13 protein-coding genes are annotated in these 18180 nt (G+C 67.3%); 6 read left to right on the top strand and 7 right to left on the bottom strand.

Annotated features, from left to right (window positions below; translation table 11 throughout):
• The first annotated feature begins 60 nt into the window (after nucleotides 1–60).
• Nucleotides 61–576 (top strand): DUF4402 domain-containing protein, encoded by a 516-nt coding sequence (locus B1A78_RS08660; RefSeq protein ID WP_077146566.1) that lies wholly within the window; start codon nucleotides 61–63, stop codon nucleotides 574–576.
• Nucleotides 577–750: 174 nt separating this feature from the next.
• On the opposite strand, the gene B1A78_RS08655 is transcribed toward B1A78_RS08660, so the two are convergent.
• The gene (locus B1A78_RS08655; RefSeq protein WP_077146565.1) at nucleotides 751–1413 is read right to left on the bottom strand and encodes a YggS family pyridoxal phosphate-dependent enzyme; all 663 of its coding nucleotides are present in this window, start codon (nucleotides 1411–1413) and stop codon (nucleotides 751–753) included.
• Nucleotides 1414–1520: 107 nt separating this feature from the next.
• On the opposite strand from B1A78_RS08655, the gene B1A78_RS08650 reads away from it, so the two are divergent.
• On the top strand, nucleotides 1521–2093 hold the full coding sequence (locus B1A78_RS08650; protein WP_256837536.1) for a thiamine phosphate synthase: 573 nt from the start codon (nucleotides 1521–1523) through the stop codon (nucleotides 2091–2093).
• A 157-nt stretch (nucleotides 2094–2250) separates the two neighbouring features.
• On the opposite strand, the gene B1A78_RS08645 is transcribed toward B1A78_RS08650, so the two are convergent.
• A complete protein-coding gene (locus B1A78_RS08645) occupies nucleotides 2251–2964 on the bottom strand; it encodes a hypothetical protein (protein ID WP_077146563.1) in 714 nt (237 codons plus the stop codon).
• A gap of 265 nt (nucleotides 2965–3229) precedes the next feature.
• Between B1A78_RS08645 and B1A78_RS08640 the strand changes: the two genes are divergently transcribed.
• The 4 genes from B1A78_RS08640 (at nucleotide 3230) to holA (ending at nucleotide 7958) form a co-directional block, all read left to right on the top strand.
• Complete coding sequence (locus tag B1A78_RS08640; protein ID WP_077146562.1) at nucleotides 3230–3691, top strand: DUF3576 domain-containing protein; 462 nt, start codon at nucleotides 3230–3232, stop codon at nucleotides 3689–3691.
• 48 nt (nucleotides 3692–3739) lie between these two features.
• Nucleotides 3740–6289, top strand: a complete 2550-nt coding sequence (leuS, locus tag B1A78_RS08635; protein WP_077146561.1) for a leucine--tRNA ligase — start codon at nucleotides 3740–3742, stop codon at nucleotides 6287–6289.
• Between the two features lie 89 nt (nucleotides 6290–6378).
• Nucleotides 6379–6936: an LPS assembly lipoprotein LptE gene (lptE, locus tag B1A78_RS08630; RefSeq protein WP_077146560.1), complete on the top strand. Its 558-nt coding sequence runs from the start codon at nucleotides 6379–6381 to the stop codon at nucleotides 6934–6936.
• Nucleotides 6933–7958 (top strand): DNA polymerase III subunit delta, encoded by a 1026-nt coding sequence (holA, locus tag B1A78_RS08625; RefSeq protein WP_077146559.1) that lies wholly within the window; start codon nucleotides 6933–6935, stop codon nucleotides 7956–7958. The genes lptE and holA overlap by 4 nt, the downstream gene beginning before the upstream one ends.
• 94 nt (nucleotides 7959–8052) lie before the next feature.
• Here holA and B1A78_RS08620 read toward each other — a convergent pair whose 3' ends face one another.
• From B1A78_RS08620 to B1A78_RS08600, 5 genes are all read right to left on the bottom strand, one after another.
• Nucleotides 8053–10719: a TonB-dependent receptor gene (locus B1A78_RS08620; RefSeq protein ID WP_256837535.1), complete on the bottom strand. Its 2667-nt coding sequence runs from the start codon at nucleotides 10717–10719 to the stop codon at nucleotides 8053–8055.
• Between the two features lie 202 nt (nucleotides 10720–10921).
• Entirely contained in the window at nucleotides 10922–13699 is a 2778-nt protein-coding gene (locus B1A78_RS08615; RefSeq protein WP_083733981.1) for a TonB-dependent receptor, read from the bottom strand.
• Nucleotides 13700–13850: 151 nt separating this feature from the next.
• Nucleotides 13851–14564 carry a ligase-associated DNA damage response endonuclease PdeM gene (pdeM, locus tag B1A78_RS08610; protein WP_077146557.1) on the bottom strand — a complete coding sequence of 238 codons (714 nt, stop codon included), beginning with the start codon at nucleotides 14562–14564 and terminating at the stop codon, nucleotides 13851–13853.
• A gap of 77 nt (nucleotides 14565–14641) precedes the next feature.
• On the bottom strand, nucleotides 14642–15685 hold the full coding sequence (locus B1A78_RS08605) for a retroviral-like aspartic protease family protein (protein WP_077146581.1): 1044 nt from the start codon (nucleotides 15683–15685) through the stop codon (nucleotides 14642–14644).
• 78 nt (nucleotides 15686–15763) lie between these two features.
• Nucleotides 15764–18169, bottom strand: a complete 2406-nt coding sequence (locus tag B1A78_RS08600; protein WP_077146580.1) for a ligase-associated DNA damage response DEXH box helicase — start codon at nucleotides 18167–18169, stop codon at nucleotides 15764–15766.
• Nucleotides 18170–18180: the final 11 nt, after the last annotated feature.

Here is an 18180-nt window from a genome sequence, read left to right as displayed (position 1 = left end):
GCGGATAAGCGCCTGCCTCCCTTTACCGCGGCTTAACCATGATCGCGCTATCGAACAGGCGTGGGACCGCGCCTTTTCCTTGCCTTTGGCCTGTTGCTCGCGACGCCGTCGGGGGCGGCGGCGCAGTGCATGCTGTGCGGAGCCGACGGCGCATCGAGTGGCATCGCGAGTCGCAAGACCGAAACGCCGCTGCGCGTCGAGGTCGAAACCCAGCTCGACATGGGCCGCGTCGCGGTCGGTGCGGGGGGCGGTGCGGTCGAACTCGACCCGCTTTCGGGCGCGCGCCGCCTCAGCGGTGATGTCGTCGATCTTGGCGGCTTTGCGGTCACCGGCACCGTTACCGTGACCGGCGAACCCGGCGCCGCGGTCCGCGTCATCCTGCCGGCCAGCGTCGATCTCGACAGCGACCGCGGCCGCCGCGCGCGCGTCTCGGGGCTCGTCACCGACCTCAATGCCGCGCCGCGCCTCGGCCCCGACGGCCGCCTGCAATTCCGCTTCGGCGGCCGGCTCCAGATCGCGGGCCTCGACGACGGCGACTATCGCGGACGCATCCCGGTGACGGTGGAATATCAATAGCGGGAACGGCCGGAGTGGGGTTGAAAGCGGACGCCAATTGCATCGTCATCCCGGGCTTGACCCGGGATCCGCCTTCCTTCCTCAACCGCAGGATGAGAGAAAAGGCAGGCCCCGGGTCAAGCCTGGGGTGACGGGAAAATGGAAGGTCGGCTTCCGCCGAAACCCTGACCGTGATCAGTCGCGTACTCCGAACAGCGCCGTACCCACGCGCACATGCGTCGCGCCGAGCATCACCGCCGTTTCATAATCGCCGCTCATCCCCATCGAGCGCAGCGGCAGGCCGTGACGCGTCGCGAGCTCATCGAGCAGCGCGAAATAGGGCGTCGGCGATACGTCGGCGGGCGGGATCGCCATCAGGCCTGCGATCGCGAGTCCGGCGTCCTTCGCCTCGGCGAGCAGCGCGGGCAGGTCGGCGACCGGACAGCCGCCCTTCTGCTCCTCGTCGCCGATATTGACCTGCATGAAGAATATCGGCTGCTTGCCCGCCTTGGCACAGGCCTTGGCGAGCGCCTGCACCAGCGACGACCGGTCGACCGAATGGATTGCGTCGAACAGCGCGACGGCTTCTTCGGCCTTGTTCGACTGGAGCTGGCCGATCAGGTGGAGCACGACATCGGTGGTGTCGGCGCGTAGCACGGGCCATTTGCCCGCGGCTTCCTGTACCCGATTTTCGCCGAAGTGACGCTGCCCGGCAGCGATCAGCGGGCGAATCGCGTCGGCGTCGTGCGTTTTCGACACCGCGATCAGCTGTACCTCGGCCGCCTTGCGGCCCGCGCGCGCCGCCGCGGCGGCGATTCCCGCTTCGACCCCGGCCAATCGCTGCGCTGCGTCTTCCATCACTCGTCCTTCACTCGCGCCAGCGCGTTGCGCGCGGCGGCGACGCGCCTATAGAAAAGCCGATGCCCGGGCGCCACCCTTTCGCGAAACCGTCAGCCCGCCAGCCTTTGGCCTGGCTGTTCACCGATGCGCGGCTCGGCCGGGCACTGTTCGCGGCGGCAGCGCAGCTGCCGCCGGGCAGCGGCATCGTGATCCGCGACGACGACCGCGCGCCGGGCGAGCGCTGGCGCCTCGCGCGCCGCCTCGCGGCGATCGCGCGCGCGCGCCAGCTTACCATTCTGCTCGCGGGCGCGCCCGCGCTGGCGCGGCGCTGGGGTGCCGACGGCGTCCATCTGCGTCAGCGGCACGCGCGGCACGCGGCGCAGGCGCACCGCCTCGGCCTCATCGTCTCGATGCCGGTGCACAACCTTCGCGAAGCTCGCGCCGCGCGCCGTGCCCGCGCCGACCTCGCCTTCGTCTCGCCGCTCCATCCGACGCGCTCGCATCCCGGCGCCCCGGCGCTGAAGCGCGCGACCTGGCTGCGCCTCGCGCGGCTCAGCGGCGCGCAAGCCGTCGCGCTCGGCGGGATGACCTCCGCGCGCGCTGCGACGCTGCGCCGCGCGAGCAAGGCAAGCGGCATCGTTCCCGGCTGGGCGGCGATCGATCATTGGCTGGAAAAAGCGGCGAAGCGCCGGGTTTAACCTGCGTCGATATTTGGTTCAGGGTGAGTCGGAGACGACCACAGGTCAAAATGGTGACGTTCCGCGACCCGGAGCGCAGCGCACTATTGTGTGTGAGCACCGGAAGCACGGAAGGTCGCCATTTGCATGCCGCCCTGTGCCAAATAGCGATGCAGGTTTAGAAGCGGAACGCGGTCCCGACATAGACCGCCTGACTGTCGCGGCGGGTATCGGTCAGCGGCTGGACGCTGTCCTCGCTCTTGTACCGCACCCCGGCGGTGACATCGAGATTCTTGGTCAGGCGATAGCTGCTGACGACGTCGACGGCCTGTTCGTCGCCCGGTGCGGTCAGGCGATCGGTCGCGCCGGCGGGATCGGTCGGGCGCGCGGTCATGCGCGTTGCAAAGCGCGACTTCTTTTCATTCTGCTCGGGCGCCTTCGCCTGCGGCAGGTTCCTGAGGTCGACGCCGCGCGGCAGCGTCGGGGTCACGAATTTCTCGAACCCGACCGATGCGCCCAGATTATAGGCGACGGGGGTGATCGCGACGGGCGCCTTGCGGCCCTGTGCCAAGGCCGAGGTCATCGCGGCGCTCGACGCATTGTCACGCGCGCGAATCACCACGGTGATCGCACGGTTCTGGCGATTCTCGTCGGTCAGCGCGGGGGTGAAGCTGAAATTGTTGCGCGCATCGGCCGACACCTTGGCATAGCGTGCGATCAGCCGCGGATCGCCCGACGCGGGGGTGAATTGCCCCAGCAGCGTTTCGGACAGGCTGGTTTCGCGGATGCGGTCGGCGCGGCTCATCGCGGCGAGCGCGGGGGGCAGGGCGAGCGAAATGGTCGCCAGACCGACGACCCCTGCTTTCCAGAAATGGCGCGAATTGCGCGGCATTGTCTGCGACTCCAACCCCAGTACCTGACCTAGATAGGCCGAACGCGCCGACTTTTCCAGTGATTCGCGAGAAAGCAAATCTTTATCGCCCAATTTTCATGGGCCTGTTGCGCGATGACCACAGTGCGCCGTCAAGCTGACTCCCCGATGAACGCCGCGAACAAGCCGATTGCCGCGCTTGCCGCCGCGCGAGAGGCGCGATAGAGACGCTGGAAATCCAGCAAGCGCGGCAATCGCCCGCGCCCGATCAATAAGGTGTTTCGGCATGTTCCAGCTTCCCGTCCCTGCCACGCTCGGTCGCCGTTCGGCCGCGCTCGCGCTCCTCGGTGTCGCGGCGCTCGGTCTTTCGGCGTGCGGCGGCAAGGAACGGCCGCGCGCCGATCTCGCCGCGAGCCAGGTCACGACGATCGGCGTGAACTCCTATCTGTGGCGCGCCTCGCTCGATGCCTTGTCGTTCATGCCGCTGCTCCAGGCCGATTCGTCGGGCGGCGTCATCATCACCGACTGGTACGCCAACCCGGGCAATCCGAACGAGCGTATGAAGGTCACCGTGTCGATCCTCGACCGCGACCTGCGCGCCGACGCGCTACGCGTCGCCGCCTCGCGCCAGGTCGCGCAGAACGGCACCTGGGTCGATGCGCCGGTGCAGGCGGCGACGGTGCAGAAGCTCGAGGAAATCATCCTCACCCGCGCCCGCGACCTGCGTCGTTCGGCCTTCGAGGGCTAATATCCGGGCGCGGACACGCGCCGACAGACATCAACGGGGTAGACAAGAATGACCCGCGAAACGCGCTTTGGCGCCCTCGCCGCCGATGCCCGCTGGCAGGCGGCGTGGGACGCCGCGAACAGCTTTGCCACGACCGACAGTGGCGACAAGCCCAAGGCCTATATCCTCGAGATGTTCCCCTATCCCTCGGGACGCATCCATATGGGGCATGTCCGCAACTATGCGATGGGCGACGTGCTCGCGCGCTTCAAGCGGATGACCGGCCACGACGTCCTCCACCCGATGGGCTGGGACGCGTTCGGCATGCCCGCCGAAAATGCGGCGATGGAAAAGGGCGTCCACCCCGGCGGCTGGACGCGCGACAATATCGCGTCGATGCGCGCGCAGCTGAAGCGCTTGGGGCTAGCCATTGACTGGAGCCGCGAACTCGCGACCTGCGAGCCCGATTATTATGGCCAGGAACAGGCCTTGTTCCTCGACCTGTTCGCGCACGGCCTCGTCACGCGCAAGCACAGCTATGTCAATTGGGACCCGGTCGACATGACCGTGCTCGCCAACGAGCAGGTGATCGACGGCCGCGGCTGGCGCTCGGGCGCGCTCGTCGAGAAGAAAAAACTGTCGCAGTGGTTCCTCAAGATCACTGACTTCGCCGAGGAGTTGCTCGACGGTCTGGGCAGCCTCGACAGCTGGCCCGACAAGGTGCGGCTGATGCAGGAAAACTGGATCGGCAAGTCGCAGGGGCTCGAGTTCAGCTTCAAACTCGCCGGCGGCGCGCCGGGCTTCGACGTCTTCACGACGCGCCCCGACACCCTCTACGGCGCGAGCTTCGCGGCGATCTCGCCCGACCATCCGCTCGCCGAACGCCTCGCCAAGGATTCGCCCGAGCTCGCGGCGTTCATCGAGGAATGCCGCCGTCAGGGCACCGCCGCCGAACAGATCGACACCGCCGAGAAAATGGGTTTCGACACCGGCATCGCCGTCGAGCACCCGCTCGATCCGAACTGGCACCTGCCCGTCTGGGTCGTGAACTATGTGCTGATGGACTATGGCACCGGCGCGATCTTCGGCTGCCCGGCGCACGACCAGCGCGACCTCGACTTCTCGCGCAAATATGGCCTGCCCGTCCATCGCGTGATCGCCGATGGCGACGAGACCGCGCAGCATTTCGCGGGCGACGAGGCGTATGTCGGTCCCGGCAAGCTGGTGAACAGCCATTTCCTCGACGGCATGACGATCGACGAGGCGAAGGCCGCGATCATCGCGCGCGCCGAGCATGAGGGCTGGGGCAAGGGCACGACCGTGTGGCGCCTGCGCGACTGGGGCGTTTCGCGCCAGCGCTATTGGGGCACCCCGATCCCCTTCATCCACTGCGCGGCGTGCGGCATGGTGCCGGTGCCCAAGGGCCAGCTGCCGGTGGTGCTGCCCGAGGACGCCGATTTCTCGGTCCCCGGCAATCCGCTCGACCGCCACCCGACGTGGAAGCATGTCGCGTGCCCGACCTGCGGCGGCGAAGCGGTGCGCGAAACCGACACGCTCGACACCTTCGTCGATTCGAGCTGGTATTTCCTGCGCTTCGCCTCGGCGCCGTCGGACAAGCCGTTCGACGCCGACGTCATCCGCCGCTGGCTGCCCGTCGATCAATATATCGGCGGCATCGAGCATGCGATCCTCCACCTGCTCTACGCGCGCTTCTGGACGCGCGCGCTGAACAAGCTCGGCATGATCGACATCAAGGAGCCCTTCGCCAGCCTGTTCACGCAGGGCATGGTGACGCACGAAACCTACAGCCGCGAACAGGGCGAAGGCCTGCCGCCGATCTTCTTCACCCCCGATGAGATCAGCCGCTCGGCCGACGGCGCGACGCTCGAATCCGACGGCGCGCCGGTGCAGGTCGGCCGCGTCATCAAGATGTCGAAGTCGAAGAAGAATGTCGTCGATCCCGACGCCATCCTCGACCAGTACGGCGCCGACGCTGCGCGCTGGTTCATGCTCTCCGACAGCCCGCCCGAGCGCGACCTGCCGTGGAGCGAGGCGGGCATCGAGGGCGCGTGGCGCTTCGTCCAGCGCCTGTGGCGCCTCTTCGGCGACACCGAGACTATCGGCGACGGCGGCGAAGACAAGGCGCTCGCGCGCAAGCTGCACCAGGCGATCGCCGGCGTCGCCGCCGACATCGAGGCGCTCGGCTTCAACAAGGCGGTGGCCAAGATCCACGCGCTCGCCAACGAGGTCGAAAAGGCCAAGCCCTCGGCGACGCGTGCCGAGGCGTGCCGCACCCTGATCCTGCTCGTCGCGCCGATGCTGCCGCATCTCGCCGAGGAAGCCTGGGCGGCGCTGCCCGAGGGCCAGCGCAGCACCGCGATGATCGCCGATGCCGCCTGGCCCGCCGCCGATCCGGCGCTGCTCGTCGACGACGAGGTGACGATCGCGATCCAGATCGCGGGCAAGCTGCGCGACACGATGACCGCCGCCAAGGGCGCTGACAAGGACGCGCTCGAAGCCGCCGCGCTCGCGCGCCCGCGCATCGCTGAATTGCTCGCCGGCGCCGCGCCGAAAAAGGTGATCGTGGTTCCCGACCGGCTCGTGAACATCGTTCCCTGACGGGCCTGTGGGAACTTATCGCCACCCGCCCCGTTCGCATTTCCCGAACGGCTCGACACGAACGGGGATAGGGGGCATGAGGGTTTTTGATGCGTAAGCTTGTTACCGCCTCGATTGTCGCCGCCTCGCTCGCTCTCGGCGGCTGCGGCCTGCGCCCGCTCTATGCCAGCGGCAGCGACGGCGCGGTGGCGACGATCCTCGCCGACGTCGATGTCGCGCCGATCGAGGGGCATCAGGGCTGGCTCGTCCGCAACGCGCTGCGCGACCGCCTCGTCGCGGCGCAGAACGGGCAGGGCGCCGGCAAGCGCCTGCGCCTCGATGTCAAGCTCGAGGACAGCATCACCGGCTTCGGCGTCCGCGCCGACGATGCCGTGACCCGCGAACGCCGCACATTGCGCGCGCGTTACCAGCTCGTCGATGCCGCGAGCGGCGAAGTGCTGCTCGACGCGACCGCCTTTTCCGACGCCGGGATCGACGTCGTCGGCAGCGAATATGCGACGATCGCCGCCGAATCGACTGCGCTCGAACGGCTGTCGTCGGCGGTCGCCGACCAGATCGTCGCGCGCCTCGCGGTCTTTGCCGACCGTGGTGGCGGGCGCAATGCCGACGCCCCGCCGGCCCCGGTCGTCACGCCCGGCGGACAATGAAAAGCGTCAAGCCGCAAGACCTCGAACGCGTCCAGCGGCTCGACCAGCGCTTCATTCTCCTCACCGGTCCCGACGACGCGACGATGGAGGTGCTCGCGGCAAAGCTGACCGGCCTTGCCGGCAAGGACGCCGAACGGCTCGACCTCACCTCGTCGCAAATGTCGCAGGACCCTTCGCTGCTCGCGGCCGAGGCCGCGTCGATGTCGCTCTTCGCCGGCGCGCGCATCATCCGGCTCGACATCCTGGGCAGCGGTGACGATTGCCTCGCCGCGGTCGAGGCGCTGCTCGCCGCCGACAGCGCGATCAACCCGGTGATCGCGACCGGCGCCTCGGTCACCGCCAAGTCGAAGCTGGTCAAGCTCGTCGAGGGGTCGGACCATGGCGTCGCCGCCATCTGTTACCAGCCCGACCGCCGCGCGCTGATCGGCATCGCGATGGCGGCGGCCGACGAACAGGGCCTCCGGCTCGGCAATGCCGAGGCGCAATTGCTCGTCGACCTCGTCTCGGGCGATCAGGCGCTGATGCGCCGCGAGCTCGAAAAGATCGCGCTCTACCTCGATGCCGGCCGCGACCGCCAGCGTCAGGTCGCCGCCGCCGACATCGCCGCGCTCGGCGCTGCGACGCACGAGGAGGATGTCAGCGAAGTCATCAATACCGCGCTCGGCGGCAAGGTGCGCGATCTGCCCGCGATGTTCGCCACCGCCGCCGCGGTCGGGGTCGCCGAAATCCGCATCATCCGCGCGCTCGCGATCCGCGCCGCGCAGCTCGCGCGCCTCCGCGCCGAAGTCGATGCCGGCGCGCATCCTTCGACCGTCGTCTCGGCGCGCAGCAGCGGGGTTTTCTGGAAAGAACAGGCGGCGGTGACCGCACAGCTCCATATCTGGGATTCGGTGCGCATCGCGCGGCTGATGAGCCGGTTGCTCGATTGCGAACGCAGCTTGAAAGCCTCGGGGACCGCCGGCGGGGTGCTGTTCAAGAAGCTCGTCACCGACATCGCGCACCAGGCCGCACGGGCGCGCTGATCGCGTTGTTCTCCTTGGGGAGAGTCCGCCGCGGCAGTGCCCGGCCGCGGCGGACCTCCCGCCCCTCCTCGCCAGGAGGAGGGGGGAGAGCGGGTTAGAACTGGCCGCGCAGCGTGATGCCATAGGTGCGCGGCTCGCCGGGGAAGCCGACGAACAATTTGTTCGCGGTCGCCGGGAAACCCAGCGCAGCGGGCGCCGCGACCGAACGGAAGCCGTTCGACCCCTGCAGCGGCATGTCGGCCCCGATCTGGTAATATTTGCGGTTGAGCAAATTCTGGCCCCAGAATTCGACGCCCCAGCGCCGCTCGGGGCCAAAGATGCCGATGCGGCCGTTGAATACCGCAAAACCGTCCTGAACCTTTTCGATGTCGAGGTTTGATCCCGTGTTGGTGTCGCTTTGCAGGCGCGTGTCGAGATAGAAGAGCGCGCTCATCCCCGACGTCCCGATCGGCGGGGTCCAGCTGATCCCCGCGGTCGCGACATATTTGGCGGCGTTCGACACCCCGCGGCCGGGCAGCTGGAACAGCACCGGCGACAGCGGCCGTCCGCCGGTGCCGACGAGATTGCGGCGATAGAGCGTATCGACATAGGTCAGCCCCATATTGACCGACAGATAGCGCGCCGGGCGCAGGAAGGTCTCGATCTCGAGCCCTTTGGCGACCACCCCGGGCTCCAGCCGGTCGGCAGCGCAGGCGCCGGTGACCGCGCTATTGTCGATCGGCCCCGTCCCCAGGTCGTCCTTGCACGCCTGGATATTGGTCACCTCGAAGTTGATGCCGTTGAAGGTGTTGAGCTGGTAATTGCTATATTCCTGATAGAAAGCGGCGACGTTCACGTCGATGCCGGGGCCATCCCATTTGACCCCCAGTTCATAGGCATCGACCTTTTCGCTCGCGAACTGCAGGTCGCTCGCTTCGGGGCGGCCGTTGCCCGGGGTGTTCGCGGGACGCGCGAGCGCGGCGGTGCAGGCGGCGTTCTGCGCCGCCGATCCCGCCGTCGTGCTGCACGGCCGGTCGAGCGCCGAATAGTCGAGGTTGAAGCCGCCGGCCTTGTAGCCTTTCGAGGCCGAGGCATAGACGAGCAGCGACGGGTCGGGTTTCCAGCTGAGCACCGCGGTGCCGGTCCACTGGCCTTCGCTGAATTTCGTCCCCGGCGCGCCCGCGACGATGTCGGGCGCGGTGCCGTTGATCACGCAGACGATGCTCGCCAGCGCCTGCAGGGATGAATTGACGATCGCCGGACACAGCGTGTTGGTGAAATTGGCGTCACCCTCCAGCGTCTTCTTCTCATGCGTGTAGCGCGCGCCGACCGTCAGCGTCAGCACATCCTCGACGATGTCGAAGCTGTTGTGCGTGAACACCGCATAGTTGGTGCTGCGCTGATGGAAGGTTGACCCGTTGTTGCCGGTGTTGTTCAGCCGTGCCGCACCCAGCAGCGGGGCGATATTCTGAAAACCCGGGAAAGACGCCAGCGGCAGGTTCGAGCAGGTGGCCGATGCCGGATTGAGCAGCGCCGGCGCCAGCGCGCCCGCGGCGAGGCAGTTGGCATAGCGTTCATAGTCGCCGCCATATTTGATGTCGTCGTCGACATCGAGCTTCTCATTGGCAAAATAGCCGCCGACCAGCCAGTCGAGCCGCCCGTCGAACGCCTCGCCCTGCAACCGCAGTTCCTGCGTGAACAGGCGGAAGCGGCGGTCGAGGTCGGTGCGGCGCAGGATGTCGAGCGCGTTGAAATCGCCGTCCTGTCCCTGCGCATTCTTGTAGTCGCGATACGCCGTGATCGAGGTCAGCGTCGCGGCGCCCAGCTCCCAATTGAGCTCGCCCGACACGCCCCAGTCCTTGGTGTCGGAGCGATAGGGGACGCCGGGGGTGTTCGCCTGCTGGCGGATGAAGCTCTCACCCGCGGGCGCGACCTGGTGGTTGGCGCCGAGGAATTGCAGCAGCGGCAGCAGCGTGTTGGGTGACGCCACCGGGAAACCGTCGGCGCCGCGCGTCAAATTGCGCACCGGGTTGAGCAGCACGCCGCCGCAGCAATTTTCATTGCGCTGGCTGTAATCGGCGATCAGTCGGAATTTCAGGCTTTCGGTCGGTTCGAGCAGCAACTGCCCTTTCACCAGCCAGCGGTCGCGGTCGTTGATGTCGGGCTCGCCCGCGGTGACATTCTTGATGAAGCCGTCGCGCTGTTGCCAGACGCCGTCGACGCGCAGCGCCGCCTTGTCGCCGAGCGGTGCGTTGAGCATGCCGTCGACGCGCCAATAGTCATAATTGCCGTAACTCACCGATCCCTTGCCGGCAAAGGCGCCGAGTTCGGGCCCCTTGGTGACGATATTGATCAGGCCGGCGGTCGAGTTGCGCCCGAACAGCGTACCCTGCGGCCCGCGCAGCACCTCGACGCGCTCGATGTCGCCCAGTTCGGACAGGCCGACCCCGGTGCGGCTGCGATAGACGCCGTCGATGAACAGCCCGACCGAGCTTTCGAGGCCGGGATTCTCGCCGACCGTGCCGATGCCGCGGATGCGTGCGGTAAAATTGACTTCGCTCGTCGCACCCGACACCAGCAGCGACGGGGCGACCTGCCCCAGCGCACGCACGTCGGTCGCGCCGGTTTTTTCCAGCGTCTCGCCGGTCACTGCCGATACCGCGATCGGCACGTCGGACAGCGCTTCGCTGCGCCGTGTCGCGGTGACGATGATCGTACCGTCGTCGGGCTCCTCGGCGCCCTGCGGTGCGGCGTCCTGCGCCCAGGCCGGCGCTGCTGCCATGGCTATGACCAGCGACGCGCCCAGCGCGCTGCTACGGGCAAAACGCGCAATTCTCCCACCTTTTGTCATCGTCATCCTCCCACATGCTTATTTTATTCTCAGGCATGATAACAAATCTGGAGCAGGAATCCACAACGAAAACCGCCCGCATCCGGGGGGATGCGGGCGGCTCTCAAAGTCCTGAAATCAGGAGGTTTTCGGCTTAGAACTTGCCGCGCAGTGTCACACCATAGGTCCGCGGTTCGGCCAGGAACTGCGAGAAGATCTGGCGGCCGCCGGGGAAGCCGTTGGCGTCGTTGTACGGCCCCGAGGTCGTACCCGCCTGGAAGGGCGAGTTGAACGCGACCTGGGCATATTTGGCGTTGAGCAGATTCTGCGCCCAAAGCTCGACCGCCCATTTCTCGTCGGGGCCACGCACGCCAAGGCGCGCGTTGAACACCGTATAGCTTTCCTGTTCCTTCTGCGGGAACAGGTCGGAACCGGTGTTGTACCCGCTCGTCGCACGGCCATCGACATAGACGAGGCCGGTCAGCCCGCCGCTGCCCAGTTCGGGGGTCCAGGTCATGCTCGCGGTGCCGACCAGTTCGGGTGCGTTCGACAGATTGTCGCCGGGCAGGAAGCGCAGCGCCGGGTCGAGCGGCCCGCCGGCGTTGGTGCCGACCAGGTTCTTGCGATATTTGGTGTTCGAATAGGTCAGGCCCGCCGCGAGCCGGAAATCGCTCGCCAGCGCGAATGAGGTTTCCAGTTCGAAGCCTTCGGCGCGCACGCCCCAGCTCACGTCGTCCGACGGACAAGCGCCGGTCACGGCGCTCGCATCGCGGTCGCCGCCATTCAGGTCGGTCTCGCAGCCGTTGATATTCTGCACCAGGAACACCGTGCCGTTGAAGGTGTTGAGCTGGAAGCTGCTGAAATCCGACCGGAAGAAGGACACGCCGACATTGACGCCGCCCGCCGAATATTTGGCGCCGATTTCATAGCTGTCGACCTTTTCGGGGTCGAACTGCAGATTGTTGACCAGCGCCTGCGCGCCCGCCTGGCCACCGAACGGCAGGATCGGCGATTTCAGCGCCGAGCGGTCGAGGTTGAACCCGCCCGCCTTGTAGCCGCGCGAATAGCTGGCGTAAGTAAGCAGGTCGTCCATCGGTTTCCACGACAGGATCGCGGTGCCGGTCCACTCATCTTCGCTGCGCTTGCTGTTGATCGACACGCCGTTGAGTTCGGCGGTCGAATTGCCCTGGCAGCTGAGGCCGATCAGCGCGCCGGCCAGCGCCTTGGCGGTGGCGTTGCTCGTCGTGCTGACCAGGTCGTCGAGCACGAGGCCCTGGACGGTGGTGCAGGCGGTGTTGTCGTTGGTGAAGCTCGCGTTGAACTTCTTCTTGTCGTTGGTGTAGCGGACGCCGAAGGTGAAATCGACGGTGTCGGTGATGTGGAAGATATTGTGCGTGAACAGCGCCCAGTTCTTGCCATTCTGGTAATAGCGGTCGTTGATCGAACCGCGGTTGTTCAGCCCGTCGAGCGCGGTGAAGGCCGCGACGATGTCGGGACCCGACGCGCCGCTCGCCCCTGCGATCGTCGCGGGGCCGACGCCGGGCGCGACGCACAGCGGGTTGGTCGGCGAATAGAGACCGGCAAGACCGCCGCCCGAAATGATGCGGCAGGTCGCGAAACGGCCATATTGGCTGCCGAAGCGCAGATTGTCGCGCACGGTCAGCTTTTCGTTGGCATAGAAGCCGCCGACGAGCCAGTCGAGCTTGCCGTCGAAGGCTTCGCCCTGCAGGCGCAGTTCCTGCGTGAAGGTGTGGAACTGGCGATAGGCATCGTCGTCGGGATCGCGATAGAGGATATCGACCACGCCATAATCGACGTCGCCGGCCTGGCTCGAACGATATTGGCGATAGCCGGTGATCGAGGTCAGCGTCGCGCCGCCGAGGTCATAGTCGATCTGGCCCGAGAAGCCGTAGTCCTTGGTCTTGCCGGCATAGCTGCGGCCGGGGCTGACCGACAGCGTGCGATCATAACCCTGGTTGAAAGCGGCGAGCGGCTGGCCGAGATCGCGCAGCACGTTGATAATGTTGTTGCCGCTGTCCTGCAGCGGGGTCAGCGGGATCGACGGGTTGTTGAGGTTGCCGACCGCGGTGTTGACGGCGCTGCTGACATAGGTCGCGCCGCAGCATTTCTCGTCGCGATAGGTGTAATCGGCGATCAACCGGATCGACAGCGCGTCGGTCGGTTCGAACAGCAACTGCCCGCGGAGGAAGTAGCGGTCGCGGTCGTTGACGTCGGTGTTGTTGGTGGTGTCGCGATAGAAACCGTCGCGCTTCACCCAGATGCCGTCGAGGCGCGCGGCCAGCGTGTCGGTGATCGGGCCGGTGACGCTGCCGCCGAGGCGGAAATAATCATAATTGCCATAGGTCGCTTCGGCGGTGGCGCCGAAGGTAAAATCGGGCTTTTTCGAATAGATGCTGATCAGGCCCGCCGACGAGTTGCGGCCGCCGAGCGTGCCCTGCGGGCCGCGCTGGACTTCGACGCGGTCGATTTCGCCCAGTTCGTTGAGGCCGATGCCCGACCGCGAGCGATAGACGCCGTCGATGAACACCGGAACCGAGCTTTCGAGCCCGGGATTGTCTCCGACGGTGCCGATACCGCGAATACGCGCCGAGCCATTGGCTTCCGAACCCGTCGACGACACGAGCAGCGACGGCGCGACCTGGTTGAGCTGGCGGATGTCGTTGGCGCCGCTGTTCGCCAGCGCTTCGGCGCCGACCGCCGAAATGGCGACGGGCACGTCGGCGAGGCGCTGGGCACGGCCCTGCGCGGTGACGACGATTTCACTGTCGTTGCCGGCGTCGGTCGTCGCCGTGTCGGTCGTTTCGGCGGCGTCCTGCGCAAAGGCGGGCATCGCCACGGTGGCGACGGCCAGCGTCGCCCCCAGCGCACTGGTGCGCAAAAGACGGGCGGCACAATGGGTATAGGATTTCATATTGGGCACTCCTCTCTCAGATATTTGTTTTTTTATTGCGGCCAATTCATAACCAAAACAGCGCGGTGATCCAGCCAAGGCCGCGCTTTTCCGTCATGTTTTCGGGGAGTGAGGCTTTTGTGTCACAGGCGCTGCGGCCCAGGAGCGACCGTTATCGAACGCTGCGCTGCCTTGCCGTAACGTCATTCGCGAGCGCCGCCGGAAAGGGGAGCGACAGCAATTTTCCGTCGGCGACCAGCATCGCGCGATAATCGCCCGCGAAATTGGTCGCGATCGCCCGGTCGCCGACGTCGAGGCCGCCGGTCAGGCTGCCGAAAGCGGGCAGGATCAACCGCTTGGCGTCGCCCGCGAAGCAGGGTCGCGACACGAATCGCCCGCGCAGGCTCAGCCGCAATTTGGGGTGGAAATGCCCCGATATCTCGGGGCGCGTCTCGCGCGCTTCGCACTGGTGGCGAAAGACGATGCCGTCGATCTCGATCTCCTCGGCGATCGTGCCGCCCCACGCCCCGCCCGACAGCCCGTCGTGATTGCCCGCGATCCAGGTCAGCGGCACCGACCCCGTCTGGCGGCGTAGCCGCTCGGCGATCGCGGGGACGACGCGCGTCGCGGCATTACGGTCATGGAAACTGTCGCCCAGGCACCAGATCGCGCGCGCGCCGGTCTCGGCCGCCAGCCGCGCCAGCCGGTCGAGCGTGTCGTGGCTGTCATAGGGTGGCAGCGGCTGGCCGTGCGCGGCGTACCAGCTCGCCTTTTCGAGGTGCAGGTCGGCGACGATCAGCGCGCCATGGCGCGGCCAGAACAGCGCCCGTCCCGCGAGCGGCACGAACTGGTGACCGGCAAAGTCCAAAAGCGGCGCGGCGGGCATCGCCGCGCTATGCCGCCCCCCGCTACCGGCGTCCAGTATATGTTCTCCCTTTCGCGACGGATCGAAAGGCGCGGAGCTCAGCTTGCCGGTTTCGCGAAATTCGCCGCGAAGCGCTGCCCCGTCGCGCGGCTGGCGCCATCGGGCAGGTCGAACACGACGCGCTTGTTGGGGAAATCGATCTCGACCCGGTCGAACAGCGCCAGGCTGTCCATGCCGAGCAGCAGCGCCGGCCGCTCGGTCAGCCCGAGCGCGCGGAACGCCTGGCTGTCGGCAAAGCTCACCGGCAGGTCGTTGACGTCCATGCCGTTGATGATGATGCGCTTGATCGCGGTGCGCGTCGCGGGCACCGCCTCGCCGGTCACCGCGCCCAGCGTCGTCGGCAGGAAGGGCAGGCGGTTGGCGCGCCGGTCGGCGACCAGCTTTTGCAGCGCGAGGTTGCCGACGCTCGTCTGCGCGCCGGTGTCGACGATCACGTCGATCCGGCGCCCGTCGATCCGCGCGTCGGACAGGATCAGCCGCCCCGCCGAATTGCGCGCGGTGACGACGATCGCGTCGTCGTCGCGGATGATCGGCCGCGCGCGCTTGCGCGTCTCGAGCACCTGCATGCTTTCCTTGGTGAAATCGATCAGGATGCGCCGGTCCTCGAGCATGTCGACCCCGATCAGTCCCGCGGCGCCGATGTGGCGCCCGAAAAAGGAGGGGGCGTCGAAGCCATGCATGCTGAGGTTGGTCATCTGCAGCGCCGCAACGCGAAAGCTCGGGACCGTTGCCGACCCGCCGATCGTCGCCATGCGCAGCTTGCCGCCCTCGACCAGCCCCAGCCGGTCGGCAAGCTCGCGCGCGATGATCGTGCGTTCGGCGCCGGTATCGACCAGGAAGGAATAAGGCCCCTGGCCGCCGACCATCACCTGCACCGACATGCGCCGCGTCGCATCGAGGTCGAAGGGCTGGATGAAGGGGGTGATCTCGCTGCTCGTCACCGGCGCGTCGGCGAGGTCGGCAGGGGATGCGGGGGCCGGCGCGGGCGCGGGCGGCGTCCCCGGCGGCTGGCTCGCGCCGAGCAGGACGGGGGCGGACATCAGCAGCGTCCAGATCTTGGGCCGCCTGAGAACATGGGTCATCGCGGGCATCCTCATTATATATTTGTGCGCAGTCTACGCCTGTCGCGGGGGCGCGGCAAGCGGCGCGCGGCGGCTGCCCTAGGGGGTCATCGCCGCCGCCGCGAGCTCATCGGCGAGCTCGCCGAGCAGGCTGTCGTCGAGGTCCGCCGCCGCGACATTCTCGCGCCCGATCAGCACCAGCACCGGTACTGCGAGCGGGCTGATCCGCGGCAAATCCTTGTGCAGCATCGTCCCCGCCGCGCGGTCGAGCAGGTCGCCCAGCCGCGCGACGTCGGTCAGCCGCTCGCGCGCATCGGCCCAGGCGGCTTCGAGCAGCAGATGGTCAGGCTCATATTTGCGCAGCACGTCGAAGATCAGGTCGGTGGAAAAGGTCACCTGCTTCCCCGTCTTGCGCTTGCCCGGATGCTGGCGCTCGATCAGCCCGCCGATCACCGCGACCTCGCGGAACGCGCGCTTGAGCAGGTGCGACCCCTCGACCCATTCGACGAACTCGTCCTCCAATATCGCCGAATCGAACAGCGCGGCGGGATCGGTCACCGGCTTCAACGACCAGATGCCGAGCGCATAGTCCGACGCGACGAAGCCCAAAGGCTGCAAACCCGCGCGCTCCATCCGCTTGGTGATCAGCATGCCCAGCGACTGGTGCGCGTTCCATCCTTCGAAGGGATAGACGATCAGATAATGATGGCCTTCGTGCGGGAAGGTCTCGGCGAGCAGTTCGCCGGGGCGCGGCAGCACCGACCGGTACGCCTGCATCTCCAGCCAGTAACGCACATCCTCGGGAAAGCGCGCCCAGCTTGCCGGATCGGCAAGGAAGCCGCGCACCCGGTCGGCGAGCCGCGTCGTCAGCGCCATGCGCGCGCCGACATAGGATGGGATGCGCGCGGGCCGTGTCGTCGCGCGCACCAGCAAATCCATGTCGCGGATCGCCTCGACCTCGAGGCTGAGGCCGGCAAAGGCGAAGGTGTCGCCGGGGCTCAAGGTGCTCGCGAAATATTCCTCGACGCTTCCCAGGCGCCGCCCGTTCCGGAACCGTACGTCGAGCGTCGGCGCGTCGACGATGATCCCCGCGTTCAGCCGGTGCTGCGCCGCCAGCCGCGGATGCGCGATCCGCCAGCGCCCCGGCCCGTCGGGTGCGAGGCGGCGGAAGCGATCGTAACTCTTCAGCGCATAGCCCCCGTCGCGCACAAAGCCGAGCAATCGCGAAAAGGTCGCCGCGTTGACCCAGCGATAGGGCGCCGCCGAGCGGATCTCGGCGAGCAGCTCGTCCTCGTCGAACGACGCCGCGCAGGCGAGCGCCATCACATGCTGTGCGAGCACGTCGAGCGCGCCGGGGCGAAAGCGGTCGGCGTCGCGCTCGCCCGCCGCGACGGCGTCGAGTGCGGCCTGCGCCTCGAGATATTCGAAGCGATTGCCCGGCACGATCAGCGCGCGGCTCGGCTCGTCGAGCCTATGGTTGGCGCGCCCGATCCGCTGGAGCAGCCGCGAGCTGCCCTTGGGGGCGCCCATCTGGATCACGCAATCGACGTCGCCCCAGTCGAGCCCGAGATCGAGGCTCGACGTCGCGACCAGCGCGCGCAGCCGCCCTTCGGCCATCGCCGCTTCCGCTCTTTGTCGTGCCTCGCGGTCGAGGCTGCCATGATGGATGCCGATCGGCAGCGACAGGTCGTTGACCTTCCACAGCTCCTGGAAAATCAGCTCGGCGAGCCCGCGCGTGTTGCAGAAGATGATCGTCGTGCGGTTCTTCGCGACCTCCGCCATCACCTGATGCACCGCATAGCGCCCCGAATGCCCCGACCAGGGCACCGCACCCTCGGGCAGCAGGATCGCGATATCGGGCTCGGCGCCGGCTTCGCCCGTGACGATCGTCACCGTCTCGCCGGCGGCGTCGGGCGCCAGCCATGCGGCATATTGCGCCGGATCGGCGATCGTCGCCGACAGCCCGACGCGGCGCATCGCGGGGGCGATGTGCTGCAATCGTGACAGCGCGAGGCTCAGCAAATCGCCGCGCTTGCCCGGCGCAAAGGCGTGGATCTCGTCGATCACCACGGTCTTGAGATCGGCGAACATCGTGAAGCTGTCGGGATAGGAAAGCAGCAGCGACAAGGATTCGGGGGTGGTGAGCAGGATGTTCGGCGGCCGGCTACGCTGCCGCGCCTTCTTGTCCGACGAGGTGTCGCCGCTACGGCTCTCGACGCTGATGTCGAGCCCCATCTCTTCGACCGGTCCGAGCAGGTTGCGCTCGACGTCGGCGGCGAGCGCTTTCAGCGGCGACACATAAAGCGTGTGCAGCCGGTCGGAGGGGTGGTCGGCGAGGTCGACGAGCGTCGGCAGGAAGCCCGCGAGCGTCTTGCCCGCCCCCGTCGCGGCGACGAGCAAGGCATGCTCGCCGCGCTCGGCCGCCGCCAGCATCTCGGCCTGATGCCGCCGCACCCGCCATCCGCGCGCCGCGAACCAGTCGGTGAAGATGGTGGGGGGGGCCATGGACAGGATGT

The organism is Sphingopyxis sp. KK2, assembly GCF_001990265.1.
Taxonomy (GTDB): domain Bacteria; phylum Pseudomonadota; class Alphaproteobacteria; order Sphingomonadales; family Sphingomonadaceae; genus Sphingopyxis.
This window is presented reverse-complemented; position numbering and strand designations above follow the sequence as displayed.

Bases quoted from the DNA above. Each gene is read 5' to 3' on its own strand.
- B1A78_RS08655 (WP_077146565.1), bottom strand. From the start codon at position 1,413: ATGGAAGACGCAGCGCAGCGATTGGCCGGGGTCGAAGCGGGAATCGCC.
- B1A78_RS08645 (WP_077146563.1), bottom strand. From the start codon at position 2,964: ATGCCGCGCAATTCGCGCCATTTCTGGAAAGCAGGGGTCGTCGGTCTG.
- B1A78_RS08640 (WP_077146562.1), top strand. From the start codon at position 3,230: ATGTTCCAGCTTCCCGTCCCTGCCACGCTCGGTCGCCGTTCGGCCGCG.
- leuS (WP_077146561.1), top strand. From the start codon at position 3,740: ATGACCCGCGAAACGCGCTTTGGCGCCCTCGCCGCCGATGCCCGCTGG.
- lptE (WP_077146560.1), top strand. From the start codon at position 6,379: ATGCGTAAGCTTGTTACCGCCTCGATTGTCGCCGCCTCGCTCGCTCTC.
- holA (WP_077146559.1), top strand. From the start codon at position 6,933: ATGAAAAGCGTCAAGCCGCAAGACCTCGAACGCGTCCAGCGGCTCGAC.
- B1A78_RS08620 (WP_256837535.1), bottom strand. From the start codon at position 10,719: ATGGCAGCAGCGCCGGCCTGGGCGCAGGACGCCGCACCGCAGGGCGCC.
- B1A78_RS08615 (WP_083733981.1), bottom strand. From the start codon at position 13,699: ATGAAATCCTATACCCATTGTGCCGCCCGTCTTTTGCGCACCAGTGCG.
- pdeM (WP_077146557.1), bottom strand. From the start codon at position 14,564: ATGCCCGCCGCGCCGCTTTTGGACTTTGCCGGTCACCAGTTCGTGCCG.
- B1A78_RS08605 (WP_077146581.1), bottom strand. From the start codon at position 15,685: ATGACCCATGTTCTCAGGCGGCCCAAGATCTGGACGCTGCTGATGTCC.
- B1A78_RS08600 (WP_077146580.1), bottom strand. From the start codon at position 18,169: ATGGCCCCCCCCACCATCTTCACCGACTGGTTCGCGGCGCGCGGATGG.